Below are 16,264 nucleotides of genomic sequence, written 5' to 3'. Positions count from 1 at the left end.
GAAAATGGCAGCCAACAACCGAATCGGCTCGAAGCGCCTCGTCGTCGGCGCGCACTACGGCCTGCGCGACTGGCTCGCGCAGCGCGTCACCGCCACGATCATGGCGGTCTACACGGTCATTCTGCTCGTCCTGTTCTTCGGCGCGCACGACTTCTCCTACGAAGGCTGGGCGTCGATCTTCTCCGCACAATGGATGAAGCTCGCGACCTTCGTGACGCTGCTTTCCCTCTTCTATCACGCATGGGTCGGCGTGCGCGACATCTGGATGGACTACGTGAAGCCCGTCGGTGTGCGCCTGCTGCTGCAATCGCTGACCATCGTCTGGCTGCTCGCATGTGCGGGCTACGCCGCGCAGATTCTCTGGAGAGTGTAAAGAATGGCTGCAATCAAAACTTCCCTCCCGCGTCGCAAGTTCGACGTCGTGATCGTCGGCGCGGGCGGCTCCGGCTTGCGCGCGGCGCTGCAACTGTCGCGCGCGGGCCTGTCGGTCGGCGTGCTGTCGAAGGTGTTCCCGACCCGTTCGCACACGGTGGCCGCGCAAGGCGGTATCGGCGCGTCGCTCGGCAACATGAGCGAAGACAACTGGCACTTCCACTTCTACGACACGATCAAGGGCTCCGACTGGCTCGGCGACCAGGACGCGATCGAATTCATGTGCCGTGAAGCGCCGAACGTCGTGTACGAGCTCGAGCACTTCGGCATGCCGTTCGACCGCAACGCCGACGGCACGATCTATCAGCGTCCGTTCGGCGGCCACACCGCGAACTACGGCGAAAAGCCGGTCCAGCGCGCCTGCGCGGCCGCCGACCGTACCGGTCACGCGCTGCTGCACACGCTGTACCAGCAAAACGTCGAAGCGAAGACGCAGTTCTTCGTCGAATGGATGGCGCTCGACCTGATCCGCGACGCGGACGGCGACGTGCTCGGCGTGACGGCGCTCGAAATGGAAACGGGCGACGTCTACATCATGGAAGGCAAGACGACGCTGTTCGCGACGGGCGGCGCAGGCCGGATCTTCGCGGCGTCGACCAACGCGTTCATCAACACCGGCGACGGCCTCGGCATGGCGGCGCGCGCAGGCGTGGCGCTGCAGGACATGGAGTTCTGGCAGTTCCACCCGACCGGCGTGGCCGGCGCGGGCGTGCTGATCACCGAAGGCGTGCGCGGCGAAGGCGGCATTCTGCGCAACGCGAACGGCGAGCGCTTCATGGAGCGCTACGCGCCGACGCTGAAGGATCTGGCGCCGCGCGATTTCGTGTCGCGTTCGATGGACCAGGAAATCAAGGAAGGCCGCGGCGTCGGTCCGAACAAGGACCACGTGCTGCTCGACCTGTCGCACATCGGCGCCGAGACGATCATGAAGCGTCTGCCGTCGATCCGCGAGATCGCGCTGAAGTTCGCGAACGTCGACTGCATCAAGGAGCCGATCCCGGTCGTCCCGACGATCCACTATCAGATGGGCGGCATCCCGACCAACATCCACGGTCAGGTCGTCGGCACGTCGCGCGATCACAAGGAGCCGATCAATGGCTTCTACGCAGTGGGCGAATGCTCGTGCGTGTCGGTGCACGGCGCGAACCGCCTCGGCACGAACTCGCTGCTGGACCTCGTGGTGTTCGGCCGCGCGGCCGGCAACCACATCGTCGAGCAGGTGAAGAAGCAGAAGGAACACAAGCCGCTGCCGGCCGATGCGGGCGAATTCTCGCTGGCGCGCCTGAACAAGCTCGACAAGTCGAGCTCGGGCGAGTACACGCAGGACGTCGCGAACGACATCCGTGCGACGATGCAGAAGCATGCAGGCGTGTTCCGCACCTCGGCGCTGCTGAAGGAAGGCGTCGAACTGATGGACGGCCTCAAGCAGCGCGTCGAGCACATCCATCTGAAGGACAAGTCGAAGGTGTTCAACACCGCGCGCGTCGAAGCGCTCGAGCTGGAGAACCTGATCGAAGTCGCCCGCGCGACGATGGTCTCGGCCGAGGCGCGCAAGGAAAGCCGCGGCGCGCACGCGCACAGCGACTACGAGCACCGCGACGACGAGAACTGGCTGCGTCACACGCTGTGGTACAGCGAAGGTGACCGCCTCGACTACAAGCCGGTTCAAATGCAGCCGCTGACGGTCGAGTCCGTGCCGCCGAAGGCGCGTACGTTCTAAGCCGAATCAAAGGAATCTGAAATGGCAAAACGCATTTTTGAAGTCTACCGCTACGATCCGGACAAGGACGCGGCGCCGCGCATGCAGACGTACGAGCTCGAGATCAAGCACGAGCGCATGTTGCTGGACGCGCTGGTCAAGCTGAAGGCGCTCGACGAGACGCTGTCGTTCCGCCGTTCGTGCCGCGAAGGCGTGTGCGGTTCGGACGCGATGAACATCAACGGCAAGAACGGGCTCGCGTGCCTGACGAACCTGAACGACCTGCCGCAGAAGATCGTGCTGCGTCCGCTGCCGGGCCTGCCCGTCGTGCGCGACCTGATCGTCGACATGACGCACTTCTTCAACCAGTACCACTCGATCAAGCCGTACCTGATCAACGACGCGCCGCCGCCGGAGAAGGAACGTCTGCAGTCGCCGGAAGAGCGCGACGAACTCGACGGCGTGTACGAGTGCATTCTGTGCGCAAGCTGCTCGACGTCGTGCCCGAGCTTCTGGTGGAACCCGGACAAGTTCGTCGGCCCGGCCGGCCTGCTGCAGGCGTACCGCTTCATCGCGGACAGCCGCGACACGGCCACCGGCGAGCGCCTGGACAACCTGGAAGACCCGTACCGTCTGTTCCGTTGCCATACGATCATGAACTGCGTCGACGTCTGCCCGAAGGGCCTGAACCCGACGAAGGCGATCGGCAAGATCAAGGAACTGATGGTCCGCCGCGCGGTTTAATGATGATGACCCCCAAGCTCACTTCGTTCGCCGCCCCCCGACGGGGCGTCGACGCCCTTGGGGCTGCCCTGCGGGTGCCTTTGTGATGAGCGACCACTCGCACCAATCCGACCCGCACCGCCGCGCGCGCCTTCGCTGGCGCGCCCGGCGGGGTCTGCTGGAGAACGACATCGTCTTCGAGCGTTTCTTCAGCCGATACGAGCATGACCTCACCGATGCAGACGTGGGCGCGTTGTCGCGCCTGCTCGATCTGAGCGACAACGACCTGATGGACTTGCTCCTTGCGCGCAAGGAACCAGAAGGCGACCTTGACAGCCCCGACGTTCACCGGCTGTTGGAGATGCTGCGCAACGTGTAACGCGTTACGCCCGTTATCGAATCCCGTTTCTTTATTTCGATTGAGGATGTGCCATGACTCCGTCTGATGTTAAAGCCACGCTATCGTTCAGCGACAATTCGCCGAGCGTCGAACTGCCGATCTACAAGGGCACGATGGGCCCGGACGTGATCGACATCCGCAAGCTGTACGGCCAGACCGGCAAGTTCACGTACGACCCGGGCTTCATGTCGACGGCGTCGTGCAATTCGGCGATCACGTACATCGACGGCGACAAGGGCGAGCTGCTGTATCGCGGCTACCCGATCGACAACCTCGCGCAGAACGCCGACTTCCTCGAGACCTGCTATCTGCTGCTGAAGGGCGAGCTGCCGAACGCAGCGCAGAAGAAGGAATTCGTCGACACCGTCACGAAGCACACGATGGTGCACGAGCAGATGCACTTCTTCTTCCGCGGCTTCCGCCGCGATGCGCACCCGATGGCGATCCTGGTCGCCGCGGTCGGCGCGCTGTCGGCGTTCTACCACGACTCGCTCGACATCAACGATCCGCGTCACCGTGAAGTGTCGGCGATCCGCATGATCGCGAAGCTGCCGACGCTCGTCGCGATGGCGTACAAGTACAGCATCGGCCAGCCGTTCGTCTATCCGAAGAACGATCTGTCGTACAGCGCGAACTTCATGCGGATGATGTTCTCGAATCCGTGCGAAGAGTATCAAGTCAACGACGTGCTCGTCCGCGCGCTCGACCGCATCCTGATCCTGCACGCCGATCACGAGCAGAACGCATCGACCTCGACGGTCCGTCTCGCGGGCTCGTCGGGTGCGAACCCGTTCGCGTGTATCGCAGCCGGTATCGCGTGTCTGTGGGGCCCGGCGCACGGCGGTGCGAACGAAGCCGCGCTGAACATGCTCGAGCAGATCGGCACGCCGGAAAACATTCCCGAGTTCATCAAGCAGGTGAAGGACAAGAATTCGGGCGTGAAGCTGATGGGCTTCGGCCACCGCGTGTACAAGAACTACGATCCGCGCGCGAAGCTGATGCGCGAAACGTGCTACGAAGTGCTGAACGAACTCGGCCTGCACGACGATCCGCTGTTCAAGCTCGCGATGCAGCTCGAAAAGATCGCGCTGGAAGACGAATACTTCGTGTCGCGCAAGCTGTACCCGAACGTCGACTTCTACTCGGGCATCGTTCAGCGCGCGCTGGGCATCCCGACGTCGATGTTCACCTGCATCTTCGCGATGGCACGTACGGTCGGCTGGATCGCGCAGTGGAACGAAATGATCGCCGATCCGGAGCAGAAGATCGGTCGTCCGCGTCAGCTGTTCATCGGCGACACGCCGCGCGAAGCGAAGCCGCTGAACGCACGTTAAGCCGTGCACGACGCGAGCCGGCCGGCAGGCCGCTCGCGTCCGGCGTTTGCCGCATGCCGCACCCCGGTGGGTCATCCCGCCGGGGTGTTTTCATTTGCGCGGCGTGCGTTTGCGCCGCTCGAGCGACGGCGGGCGCGTGTCGAGCGGCGGTGCGTCGGCGTCGGTGTCGGGCGCGCGGCCGCGTTGCGCGAAGCACTGCCGGTACGCGCCGGGCGTCATGCCGCGCGCCGCGAGAAACTGGCGATTGAAGTTCGCCGGATTCGGAATCCCGCAGCGCGCGGCGACCGTCGCGATCGGCCAGTCGGTCGCGACGAGATGGCGGCACGCGTGCGCGATGCGCAAGCGCTGCACGTAGCGGCCGACGCTTTCGCCGAGATGGCGGACGAACATCCGCTGCAGCGTGCGTTCGGACAGATGCGCGACCGCGGCGAGCGCGCCGATGCGCAGCGGTTCGTGAAAATGGCGGTCGATCGCATCGAGCACGCGGTCGAGGCGTTCGGCTTCGGGCGCGTCCGCGTCGCTGGCCGCGCGGCCGTCGTGCCGCTCGTAGGCCTGCGCGGTCGCGAGCGGTTCGCCGCCGGCTTCGGCGAGATCGGCCAGCGTATCGAGCGCCGCGGCGAGGCGCACGCGCGGCGACGGATCGAGCAGTCGCGGCAGCCTCGCGCGCATCGCGCGCGCGGTCTCCGTATCGAAGCGCAGGCCCGGCGCCGCGCGCCGCAGCAGCGAGCGCAGCGGCACGTATTCGGCGCAGCAGTCCGCGAGGCGGCGTACCCAGTCGCCGTCGAACCAGACGACGAGCGCGACTTCGGGCGCATCCGGGTCGATGCGCGCGTTCGACGACCAGGTATGCGGAAGATTCGGCGGCACGAGGACGAGATCCTCGTCCGCATAGCGCGCGACGTGATCGCCGATGAAGCGCCGGCCGCGGCTGTTCAGCGTGAGCGTCAGCTCGTATTCCGGATGGCGGTGCCACTCGAACGGAATACGCGCGAGCTGCCGGTGATACACGCGGATCGAACAGCCCGGGGCGAACGTCACGTGTTCGTATTGCGGTTTCATCGCGGGCTCCGGGCGAGGGCGGTCGCGGCGTCGTGGCATGATCGGATCGATCGTCACGACGGAGCGAAGCCATGTTTTCACATGTTTGCGTAGGCGTCAGCGACACCGCGCGCGCGTACGACTTCTATGCGCCGCTGTGCGCGGCACTCGGACTGCGGCTCAAGTTTCGCGAGCCCGACGGCTGGTGCGGCTGGATGCCGGCCGATACCGCCCGTCCGCTGTTCTTCTTCGGCCGGCCGCTCGACGGCCGCGCGCCCGAACCGGGCAACGGCTACACGATCGCGTTCGACGCGCCGACGCGCGCGCACGTCGACCGCTGCCACGCACTCGCGCTGCGGCACGGCGGCAGCTGCGAAGGGCCGCCCGGCCTGCGCCCGCACTATCACCGCGACTACTACGGCGCGTATTTCCGCGATCCGGACGGCAACAAGCTCTGCGTGGTCTGTCATCGGCCGGCGTGACGCAGTGTTGTCAGGATTGTATCGATTGTTGGCCGGATAGCGGTGAACATCGCGCCGCGCCGGGCTTACGCTGACGACTCATCACGACACGCTTGAGCGAGGAGACAGCCATGCCCCTGACGATCGACGATCTGCCCGCCGCGATCCGCGCGGCAAAAAGCGCGCTGCGCGCGAAGCTGCCCGAGTACGCGTCGGCGTTTCGCGAACTCGAAGGCGACATCGCGCGCCAGGTCGACGCGATTCGACGTGCGCATGCACACGGTCGCGACGTGATTCCGGTGCTGCAGTACACCGACATCGCGAACGGCGCGGTCGATCCGCACGCGATCGCGGCGATTCGCACGCATGGCGCGGTCGTCGTGCGCGGCGTGTTCGATCCGCGGCAGGCGCGCGACTGGAACGACGAGATCGGCGCCTATCTCGACGCGAACCGCTTTGCCGAGCGGCTGCACGCGCGCGCCGAAGACCGCTATTTCGGCAATCTCGCGTCGGGCAAGCCGCAGATCTACGGCGTGTACTGGTCGAAGCCGCAGATCGCCGCGCGGCAGTCGCCGGCGCTCACGCAGGCACGCATTTTCCTGAACCGGCTGTGGCGCCATGCGGACGGCGCACGCGTGCACTTCGATCCCGACCGCGTGCCCGCGTATGCGGACCGGATCCGGCGCCGGCCGCCCGGCTCGACGTCGCTCGGGTTGTCGCCGCACGTCGACGGCGGCTCCGTCGAGCGCTGGCTCGGCGCGAATTTCCGGCAGGTCTATCGTCACGTGCTGGCCGGCCGCTGGCGCGACTACGATCCGTTCGATGCGGCGTTCCGGCCCGATGTCGAGGAGATTCCGTCGCCGGCCGTGTGCTCGATGTTCCGCACGTTTCAGGGCTGGACCGCGCTGACGCCGCAAGGGCCGGGCGACGGCACGCTGCAACTGATTCCGGTCGCGAACGCGATGGCGTATGTTGTGCTGCGTGCGCTGCAGGACGACGTCGCCGACGACGACCTGTGCGGTGCGCGCCCAGGCCGCGCGCTGTCGATCCTGCCCGAGTGGCACGCGCTGCTGCTCGATGCGCTTGTGCCGATTCCGCACATGGACCCGGGCGACGCGGTGTTCTGGCACGGCGACGTCGTGCATGCGGTCGAGGACGCGCATCGCGGCAGCGGCGACAGCAACGTGATGTACATCGCGGCCGCGCCCGGCTGTGCGATGAACGATGCGTACCTGCGGCGTCAGTGGCCCGCGTTCGTGCGCGGCGAGAGCCCGCCCGATTTTCCGGCCGATCATTTCGAGGTCGAGTTCGACGGCCGCGCGCGCGAAGCCGATCTCAGCACGCTCGGCCGCGCGCAGATGGGGGCCGATCTCGGAGCGTAGTCGGCGCGGCGCCGTCTCGTCCCGGCCGATCGTACGAATGCGCACCGCGTGTCCCGGACGGTGGCTGTTCGTCTCCGCCCGCCGTACCAGGCGGCGGGCGGGGCCCCATGCACAGGCACCCGCCGAATCGGCTGCGCGCCGCGCGCAATTCGACGCAATCGGCTGCGGGCGCGCGCCAAATCGACGCGAATTGCGCAATTTGGCTTCCGATAATGGTCCGACACAACGCAAGCCGTGCCGCGCGACGCGATGCGCGGCGATGACCCTGGAGAAGCCGATGCAATTCACGCAAGCGATCGTTCGCCGCCCCGCGCCGACCTGTGGCGCGGGTCTCACCACGGCCGCGCTCGGCGCGCCCGACTACGACAAGACGCTCGCGCAGTTCGACGCGTACTGCGACGTGCTGAGCGCGCTCGGCGTCGCGGTGACCGAGCTGCCGCCGTTGCCCGCGTTTCCCGATGCCCATTTCGTCGAGGACGTCGCGGTCGTGACGCCCGAGTTCGCGGTGATCACGCGCCCCGGTGCGCCTGCGCGGCGCGGCGAGACCGTGCACATCGAGGCGGCGCTCGCCGCGCATCGCGATCTGCTGCCGATGCGCGCCGGCCGCCTCGACGGCGGCGACGTGATGCTCGTCGGCAAGCGCTTCTATATCGGCCTGACGAGCCGCACCGACGCGGAAGGCATCGCCGAGTTCGAGTCGCTGGTGTCGCGCTACGGTTATTCGGTCGTCGCGGTGCCGGTGGCCGCGGGCCTGCATCTGAAGTCGGTCGTCAATGCGCTCGGCGACGACACGCTGCTCGTCACCGAAGCGCTCGCCGCGCATCCGGCCTTCGCCGGGTATCGACGGATCGCGATCCGCGCCGAGGACGAATATGCGGGCAACACGCTGCGCGTGAACGGCACGCTGATCACGCCGGCCGGCTATCCGCGCGTGCACGACGCGATCGCGCCGCTCGGCCTGCCGCTGCACGTGATCGACACGAGCGAATTCCGCAAGATGGACGGCGGCCTCACGTGCCTGTCGCTGCGGTTCTAGCCGATTGGCGCGCAGTCGCTTCGGCCGGATAATGTGGCCCGCGCGGGACCGGAGCAGGCGTTCCGCGCACCAGCCACGACCCGACCGGAGCGAATGCGGATGACCGACAAGAAGATGCAGCTCGACAAGATCGATCTCCGGATCCTCGACATCCTGCGCACCGACGGCCGGATTTCCTACCGGAAGCTGTCGGAACTCGTGAATCTCACGCCGCGTCCGTGCCAGGCACGTGTGGAACGGCTCGAGGCGCTCGGCGTGATCGCGGGTTACCGCGCGGTGATCAACGCGCCGCGCGCGACCAAGCCGATCGTCGTGATCGCGCAGATCGTGCTGGCCGATCACGGGCGCTCGCAGGCGCCGTTCGAGGACGAGATGCGCGCGAATCCGGCCGTGCTCGATTGCTGGCTCGTCAGCGGCACGTTCGATTTCGTCGTGCGGATCGCGTGCGAGGATCTCGACGAATACCGCCGAATCGCGAATGCGTGGCTCGACAGCCCGCGCTTCCGGATCGAGAAGATCGTGACGACGGCCGAGCTGCAGGCGATCAAGCGCAGCGTCGTTTGACGCGACCGTGCGCGCCGCGCCGTCGTGCATGGAGCGCGCGGCGGGATGGAAGCGCGCCGGGTTCGATTCGACCAACCGGCACGATCATCGATCTGCATTCCGAAGCGAATCGATCGGGGCCGAATTCAGTCAGGGTGAATACGATGGATGCGATACAAGCGGCGACGAAGGCGGCCGCGCCGGCCGCAGCGGGGCTCAAGCGCCGGTTGCAAAGCCGCCACATCGCGATGATCGCGATCGGCGGCTCGATCGGCACGGGGCTGTTCGTGGCATCGGGGGCGTCGGTGGCGCAGGCGGGGCCGGGCGGCGCGATCGCCGCGTATGTCGCGATCGGGATCATGGTGTATTTCGTCGTCACCGGCCTCGGCGAGATGGCCGCATTGATGCCCGTGTCGGGATCGTTCGCGATCTACGGCGAGAAATACGTCGACAAGGGTTTCGGCATCGCGCTCGGCTGGACCTACTGGTATAGCTGGGCGGTGACGATCGCGATCGAGCTCGTCGCCGCGCAGATCGTGATGCGCTACTGGTTTCCGGCGGTGCCGGGCGTGTGGTGGGGCGCCGGCTTTCTCGTGCTGATCTTCCTGCTCAACACGTTGTCGGTGCGCGGTTTCGGCGAATCCGAGTACTGGTTCTCGCTGATCAAGGTCGTTACCGTCGTCGCGTTCATCGCGGCGGGGCTGCTGATCGCGGCCGGCGTGATCGGCAGCGGGCATCCCGTGGGCTGGCGCAATTTCACGACGGGCGATGCGCCGTTCGTCGGCGGCTCGCATGCGATGATGAGCGTCGCGCTGATCGCGGGATTCTCGTTTCTCGGCACCGAGCTCGTCGGCATCACGGCCGGCGAATCGGCGAACCCGCGCCAGACGATCCCGCGCGCGGTGAAGCAGATCTTCTGGCGCATCATGCTGTTCTATGTGCTCGCGATCTTCGTGATCGGGCTGCTGGTGCCGTACACCGATCCGAACCTGCTCAAGAGCGACGTGACCGACATCGGCGTGAGCCCGTTCACGCTCGTGTTCAGCCATGCGGGCTTTCCGCTCGCCGCCGGCGCGATGAACCTCGTGATCCTCACGGCGGTGCTGTCGGCCGGCAACTCCGGCACCTATGCGGCGACGCGGATGCTCTACAACCTCGCTGCCGAGGGCCGCGCGCCCGTGATGTTCGCGACGCTGTCGCCGGGCGGCGTGCCGCGCAATGCGCTCTACGCGACGATGGCGGTCGGCGGGCTCTGTTTCCTGACGTCGCTGGCGAGCAACCAGAGCATCTATCTCTGGCTGCTCAATACGGTCGGCATTACCGGTTTCATCGCGTGGCTCGGCATCGCCGTCTGTCATTACCGGTTCCGCAAGGGCTTCGTGAAGCAGGGGCACCGGCTCGACGAACTGCCGTATCGCGCGAAGTGGTTCCCGTTCGGGCCGCTGTTCGCGATCGCGGTCTGCATCGCGATCTCGCTCGGGCAGGATTACCAGGCGTTCTTCGCGGCGCGCATCGACTGGATGGAAGTGCTATCGATCTATGTGTGGATTCCGCTGTTCGTCGCGATCTGGTTCGCGTATCGCCGCGCGCACAAGAGCCGGCTCGTGCGCTACGACGAGATGGAGATCGGCCCGTGGCTGACCCGCGCGGTGGACGAGCGCGCGGCAACGCAGGCGCGCGCGGACGGCGCGTAACGTTCGGCCGCCCGCCGGCAGCGCTACGCGTCCAGTTCCGGGTAGTGCCGGAAGATTCCCATGTCGTTGAACGGAATGCGGCGTTCCGACGCGAGATAGCGCGCAATCGGCGGATGCTGCTCGACGCGATCATGCAGCGCGACGAGCCCGGCGATTTTCTTCTCCTCGCGCTTCATCGCCTTCGGGAACGCATAACGCAGCCCTTCGATCAGCTGGAACGTCGACAGATCCGCATAGCTGAGCGCGTCGCCGGCGAGGTAGCCGCTCTGGTGCGGATTCTGCGCGAGTACGCGCTCGAAATAACCGAGAAACTTCGGCAGGCGATGCGCGAGGAAATCGGCCGAGCGCTCGGCGGCTTCCGCCTTCTGATCCTCGTAGTACAGACCGCTGCCGATCGGGTGGTGCGTATCGTGAATCTCGGTGACGAAGTCGGCGATGGTCAGCTGCAGCTGATGCACCCACAACCGTCCCGCTTCGTCGTCGGGCGCGAGGCCGAGCCGCGTGCCGAGAAACAGCAGAATGTTCGCGGTCTGCCCGATCACGACGTCGCCGGCCTTCAGAAACGGCGGCGCGAACGGCACGCATTCGGCTTTCGTGCTGTCCATCATCCGCATCATGGCCGACACGCCCATGCCGCGTCCCGACTCGCGCGCGACGTCGATGTAGTCCGCTTCGGCCGCTTCGAGCGCGAGCCGCACATATTCGCCTCGGCCCTGGATCTCGGGCCAGTAATAGAGTTCATATCGCATGCCGTTCTCCTGCCCGACGCCGCGGGCGTTGCGAAATCGTGATGGCGCGGCGCGCGTGCGCCCACGCCGTGCGAATAGACAGTCTAGGCAATCGCAAAAAAATTGCTGCACGCGCGACGACGTGCGATGCGTCGCGCTCGCCGCCGATGAAACGAATGCGCGCGTGCTCGCCATATGTGGAGCGCGTGTGTCCACCGGCGAAACGATCGAGCGATTGCACGCGTGGGATCGCCCGCTTCACCGCAATTTAACAAACGCCGACTACGATGCCGCGTCGTCGATCGAAAGAGGTGCAGCGATCCGGTTCGCCCTGCGCCTTGTCTTCCGTCGCTCGAACATGCGACTCCCCGATTGTCATTTCCCGTGGCCGCGAACGCGACGCCGACATCTATCCGGCCGGTGTCATTCGCACGACTTCGCATTTTTCATGAAGCAGAATCCATTGACTTCCTCACGCAGAAAATTCCTGGCGGTTGCGCCGGCCGCGGCGGCCGCGCCGCTGCTGAGCGCATGCGGCGGCGACGACGTCGCATCGGCGCCCGTCACCGATGCCGCGCTGGCTGCACAGATGTCCGCGAAGCTGAACGCGCAGCTCGGCGATGCCGCAACGGTCGACGCGATGCTGCCGGCGCTCGCCGACGCCGGCTTCGCCTGGGCACTGCCGACGATCCCGGCGGCGCAGGTCGGCGCGATCGTCGCGTACAGCTTCGGCAATCGCCCGAATGCCGCAAGCGGCAACACCTCGAGCACGGGCGGCAACCAGTCGGCGCTGCCCGATCCGGGGCCCGTCAACGAAGCGCTGGCGGACGCCGTCTACCGCATTCGCCAGCTCAAGCCCGTCAAGGTCTACGCGCAGTGGGAAATCGCGCGCTTTCTCGTGTCGAAGTACGGGATGGGCACCGATGTGCTGACGTCGATCGAACCGGTGATCGCGAGCGACGGCTCGATCGTCTACCTGAGCACGGCCGGTGTCGCGGCCGCGGCCGTGCAGCGCGCGGGCGGCGCGGCCGCGATGGGCAACGTCGCGGTGGTCGGCCATCGCGATCACGCGAAGCGCTGCATCCAGACGTCGCAGCAGGCGGGCATGCAGGCGGCTGCGGTCGCCGAGGTCGCGTTGCCGACCGTGTACGACCCGCAGTCGGGCCAGCCGTGGACGCGCAACCGCAGCCTCTATCTCGTGCACGACATGTACGCGCAACTGCTCGGCCGCGCCGCAGCCGCGACGATGCAGGCGTTTCCGAAAGGCTGACGCCTTGCGTTTTCCCACACGAATCTCACGACCATGACGACCCGCCGCCATTTCCTGACGTCCACTTCGTTGTTCGCCGCATCGTGCGCTGCCGCTGCGCCTGTCTTCGCAAGCGATGTCCCCGCTTCGGATGCGGAGCTGCAGCGCCAGATGCTCGGCAAGCTGACGAAGGAGCTGAACGATTCCACAGTCGCTGCCGACGAGACCGGTTACTTGTTCGACACGTTTTTCTCGTGGACGCCGCCGACCGTCGAGGCTACCGCCGTCAACACGATCACCGCGTTCAGCTTCGGCAGCCGCGCGGCGGCATCCGGCGCCGCGCCGGTGCCGGGCCCCGTGAACGAGGCGATTGCCGACGCCGTGTTTGCGCTCCGGCAAAAGCTGGCCGTGCCCATCTATGCGCAGCAGGAAGTCGCGAGCGTGCTCGCGTCGAAATACGGTCTGACGGCCGGCATCACGTCGATCGCGACGCCGGCTCCGAGCGCCGGCAACCCGATACCGACGCCTGACGGCGTTGCGGCCGCGATCGTCAAGCAGGCCGGCTCCGCCGCTGCGCTCGGCAAGGTCGGCGTGATCACGCATCTGGATCAGGCGTCGCTCGCCGTCCGCGTGTCGAAGGCGGCGGGCATGCAGGCTGCCGTGCCGGCCGGGCTGACGCTGCCGTCGCTCTACGACACGGCCGCGCAGGTGCCGGCCATGCGGCGCCGCGATCTGTACCTGCTGAGCAACGCGGGCGTGCAGCTCGGCATGCTGCGGCTCGAGCTGATCAATCGCGAATACCCGAACGGTTGAGATGCCGCGCAGATACGGCACATCGCTTTCCTCCACCCACTTCATCTCCGGAACCGTCATGTCCCTTCACCTTTGGATGCGTGCCGCACTCGTCGCCGCGCTCGGCTCGCTCGTCGCACTGATCGTCGCGGCGTGCGGATCGTCGTCGATGCAGGCGAGCGGCCAGCAGCAGATTCGCCACGTCTTCGTGATCACGCTCGAGAACGAGAACTACGCGACGACGTTCGGTGCGAACACGAAGGCGCCGTATCTCGCGACGACGCTGACCGCGCAGGGTGCATTCGTCCAGCAGTACTACGGCACCGGCCACGTGAGCCTCGACAATTACATCGCGATGATCAGCGGCCAATCGTCGACGGCCGATACGGCGAACGATTGCATGACGTACGCCGACCTGAAGCTGACCGGCATGACGTCTGACGGTCAGGCGATCGGCACCGGCTGCGTCTATCCGGCGAGCATCAAGACGCTGCCCGATCAGCTCACGGCGGCCGGCTTCACATGGAAGGGCTACGAGGAGGACATGGGCAACGATCCGTCGCGCGAAGCGGCGACCTGCGGCCATCCGACGCTGAACACGGTCGACCTGACGCAGGCCGCGCAGGCGCCGAGCGCCGCGGTGCCGGCCGGCGACCAGTACGCGACGCGGCACAATCCGTTCGTGTATTTTCATTCGATCATCGATTCGCCCGATTGCGCCAGGAGCGTCGTCAACCTGAACAATCTGGCGAACGACCTGAAGTCGATTTCGACCACCGCGAACTTCAACCTCATCACGCCGAACCTGTGCAACGACGGGCACGACGCGCCGTGCGTGGACGGCCAGCCGGGCGGTCTGACGAGCGCGGATGCGTTCCTGAAGAAGTGGGTGCCGCTGATCACGTCGTCGCCGGCGTTCCAGCAGGACGGGCTGCTGATCATCAACTTCGACGAAAGCAGCTACGCGAGCGTCACGCAACCGTCGCCCGGCGTGACCGACCTCACGTTCTCGGGCACCACCTGCTGCAGCCAGCAGCCGGGGCCGAATCTGCCGGCGTTCCCGCAGACCTCGTCGCTGAGCTACAAGGGCGCGACGATCAACCTGACGAAGCAGAGCTTCGGCGGCGACCAGACGGGTGCCGTGATGATCTCGAAGTTCATCAAGCCCGGCACCGTGTCGACGGTCGCGTACAACCACTACGCGATGCTGAAGAGCATCGAGGATATCTTCGGGCTCGATCACCTCGGCTATGCGGCGCAGCCGGGCCTGCAGGGTTTCGGCAGCGACGTGTTCACGAATCTGTGACGGCGGCGCGCATGGGATGGGCGGCAGCGGGGCGCAGCGGATGGCGAACGCTGGGCGTCGCGCTCGCGCTTGCAATCGGTTTCGGCGCGATGCAGGTCGCGCCGGGCGCGGCGGCGCCGTCGGCCGACGCAGACGGCGCAGCCGACGCACGCGAAATGGCCGCGCTCGGCAAGCTGATGTTCTTCGATCCGTCGCTGTCGGCGTCGGGCCGGATGTCGTGCGCGACCTGTCACAGCCCTGCGCACGCGTACGGGCCGCCGAACGGTCTCGCCGCCCAGTTCGGCGGTGCGGACCTGAAGCGGCAAGGCACGCGCGCGGTGCCGAGCCTGCGTTACGTGCTGAGCCGTACGCCGGCCTGGTCGCATGCGCAGGCGGCCAGCATGGCCGAGCGGCTGACGGAAACCGACAACGCGCCGATCGGCGGCTTCGGTTGGGACGGCCGCTTCAACCGGCTGCGCGACCAGGCGAGCTTTCCGCTGCTGAATCCGGACGAGATGGCGAACCCGAGTGCGGAAGCCGTCGTCGCGAAGCTGCGGCGCGCGCCGTATGCGGATCGCTTTCGCCGCATATTCGGCGCGCACGCGTTCGACGATCCGACCCAGGCGTTTGCGAACGCGACGCGCGCGATCGAGCGTTTCGAGCTCGACGATCCGAGCTTCCATCCGTACACGAGCAAGTTCGACTACTACCTTGACGGCAAGGTCGCACTGAGCGCGCAGGAACTGCGCGGCAAGCGGTTGTTCGACGATCCCGCGCGCGGCAACTGCGCGTCGTGTCACATCGATCAGCCGGGCGTGAACGGCGCGCATCCGCTGCTGACCGATTTCACGTTCGAAGCGCTCGGTGTGCCGCGCAACCGCGAATTGCGAGCGAATGCGAATGCCGCTTACTACGATCTCGGGCTATGCGGCCCGTTGCGGACGGACCAGACGGCCGACCGTGCGAACTGCGGGCTATTCAAGACGCCGTCGCTGCGCAACGCGGCGTCGCGCCGCGTGTTTTTCCACAACGGCCGCTTTCACACGCTGAAGGACGCGCTGCGCTTCTACGTGCAGCGCGATACCGATCCGGCGAAGTGGTATCCGGCCGACCGGCGGGGCCGCGTCGTCCAGTACGACGATCTGCCGCCGCAGTTGCGCGTGAACGTCGACCGGACCGACGAGCCGCTCACGCGCAAGCGCGGCGAGCGCCCGGTCTGGAGCGAGCGCGATATCGAGGACGTCGCGGCGTTCCTTGCGACGCTCGATGACGGATACGTGTTGCCGGTCCATACGGCGGGCCGGCGGCTGTCGCCGTGATGCCGGGGGCGCGCTGCGCGCGGCAGCGTCGGCTGCGTTGCGCGCTTCGCGCCCCGTTTGCCGGGTAATGCCGATACAGGTATTGGCACTACCATCCAAACCACTGTTTTTAATGGGTTTTTCGGCGTTTCGCGTGCGCCGTTGCGCGT

General features: G+C 66.5%; 16 protein-coding genes. 14 read left to right on the top strand and 2 right to left on the bottom strand.

Annotation, left to right across the window (positions count from 1 at the left end; genetic code table 11):
- The first annotated feature begins 4 nt into the window (after positions 1-4).
- From sdhD to gltA, 5 genes are all read left to right on the top strand, one after another.
- Positions 5-373 carry a succinate dehydrogenase, hydrophobic membrane anchor protein gene (gene sdhD / locus ACSHSS_RS20395; RefSeq protein WP_006399546.1) on the top strand — a complete coding sequence of 123 codons (369 nt, stop codon included), beginning with the start codon at positions 5-7 and terminating at the stop codon, positions 371-373.
- A gap of 3 nt (positions 374-376) precedes the next feature.
- A complete protein-coding gene (gene sdhA, locus ACSHSS_RS20390) occupies positions 377-2,152 on the top strand; it encodes a succinate dehydrogenase flavoprotein subunit (RefSeq protein ID WP_006399547.1) in 1,776 nt (591 codons plus the stop codon).
- Positions 2,153-2,173: 21 nt separating this feature from the next.
- The gene (locus tag ACSHSS_RS20385) at positions 2,174-2,875 is read left to right on the top strand and encodes a succinate dehydrogenase iron-sulfur subunit (RefSeq protein ID WP_006399548.1); all 702 of its coding nucleotides are present in this window, start codon (positions 2,174-2,176) and stop codon (positions 2,873-2,875) included.
- A gap of 85 nt (positions 2,876-2,960) precedes the next feature.
- Positions 2,961-3,233 carry an FAD assembly factor SdhE gene (locus ACSHSS_RS20380; RefSeq protein ID WP_012467863.1) on the top strand — a complete coding sequence of 91 codons (273 nt, stop codon included), beginning with the start codon at positions 2,961-2,963 and terminating at the stop codon, positions 3,231-3,233.
- A 53-nt stretch (positions 3,234-3,286) separates the two neighbouring features.
- Entirely contained in the window at positions 3,287-4,588 is a 1,302-nt protein-coding gene (gene gltA / locus ACSHSS_RS20375; protein WP_006399550.1) for a citrate synthase, read from the top strand.
- A gap of 90 nt (positions 4,589-4,678) precedes the next feature.
- Here gltA and ACSHSS_RS20370 read toward each other — a convergent pair whose 3' ends face one another.
- A complete protein-coding gene (locus ACSHSS_RS20370; protein WP_039219194.1) occupies positions 4,679-5,647 on the bottom strand; it encodes a helix-turn-helix domain-containing protein in 969 nt (322 codons plus the stop codon).
- A gap of 71 nt (positions 5,648-5,718) precedes the next feature.
- Between ACSHSS_RS20370 and ACSHSS_RS20365 the strand changes: the two genes are divergently transcribed.
- From ACSHSS_RS20365 to ACSHSS_RS20345, 5 genes are all read left to right on the top strand, one after another.
- Complete coding sequence (locus ACSHSS_RS20365) at positions 5,719-6,108, top strand: VOC family protein (RefSeq protein WP_445545466.1); 390 nt, start codon at positions 5,719-5,721, stop codon at positions 6,106-6,108.
- Between the two features lie 110 nt (positions 6,109-6,218).
- On the top strand, positions 6,219-7,469 hold the full coding sequence (locus tag ACSHSS_RS20360) for a DUF1479 domain-containing protein (RefSeq protein ID WP_445545465.1): 1,251 nt from the start codon (positions 6,219-6,221) through the stop codon (positions 7,467-7,469).
- A gap of 277 nt (positions 7,470-7,746) precedes the next feature.
- Entirely contained in the window at positions 7,747-8,505 is a 759-nt protein-coding gene (locus ACSHSS_RS20355; RefSeq protein ID WP_006416385.1) for a dimethylarginine dimethylaminohydrolase family protein, read from the top strand.
- Positions 8,506-8,604: 99 nt separating this feature from the next.
- Positions 8,605-9,069 (top strand): Lrp/AsnC family transcriptional regulator, encoded by a 465-nt coding sequence (locus ACSHSS_RS20350; protein ID WP_006404029.1) that lies wholly within the window; start codon positions 8,605-8,607, stop codon positions 9,067-9,069.
- A gap of 143 nt (positions 9,070-9,212) precedes the next feature.
- Entirely contained in the window at positions 9,213-10,742 is a 1,530-nt protein-coding gene (locus ACSHSS_RS20345; RefSeq protein WP_445545464.1) for an amino acid permease, read from the top strand.
- 23 nt (positions 10,743-10,765) lie between these two features.
- On the opposite strand, the gene ACSHSS_RS20340 is transcribed toward ACSHSS_RS20345, so the two are convergent.
- A complete protein-coding gene (locus tag ACSHSS_RS20340) occupies positions 10,766-11,491 on the bottom strand; it encodes a glutathione S-transferase (protein WP_445545463.1) in 726 nt (241 codons plus the stop codon).
- Between the two features lie 427 nt (positions 11,492-11,918).
- Here ACSHSS_RS20340 and ACSHSS_RS20335 point away from each other — a divergent pair, with 427 nt between their 5' ends.
- From ACSHSS_RS20335 to ACSHSS_RS20320, 4 genes are read left to right on the top strand one after another with little or no spacing between them, the layout of a single operon-like run.
- The gene (locus ACSHSS_RS20335) at positions 11,919-12,740 is read left to right on the top strand and encodes a hypothetical protein (protein ID WP_006416362.1); all 822 of its coding nucleotides are present in this window, start codon (positions 11,919-11,921) and stop codon (positions 12,738-12,740) included.
- A 33-nt stretch (positions 12,741-12,773) separates the two neighbouring features.
- Positions 12,774-13,532 (top strand): Tat pathway signal protein, encoded by a 759-nt coding sequence (locus tag ACSHSS_RS20330; RefSeq protein ID WP_445545462.1) that lies wholly within the window; start codon positions 12,774-12,776, stop codon positions 13,530-13,532.
- A 58-nt stretch (positions 13,533-13,590) separates the two neighbouring features.
- Positions 13,591-14,817: an alkaline phosphatase family protein gene (locus ACSHSS_RS20325; protein WP_445545461.1), complete on the top strand. Its 1,227-nt coding sequence runs from the start codon at positions 13,591-13,593 to the stop codon at positions 14,815-14,817.
- Positions 14,818-14,828: 11 nt separating this feature from the next.
- On the top strand, positions 14,829-16,115 hold the full coding sequence (locus tag ACSHSS_RS20320; RefSeq protein ID WP_445545460.1) for a cytochrome-c peroxidase: 1,287 nt from the start codon (positions 14,829-14,831) through the stop codon (positions 16,113-16,115).
- The last annotated feature ends 149 nt before the right edge of the window (positions 16,116-16,264 follow it).

Source organism: Burkholderia sp. BC1 (assembly GCF_052683555.1).
This window is presented reverse-complemented; position numbering and strand designations above follow the sequence as displayed.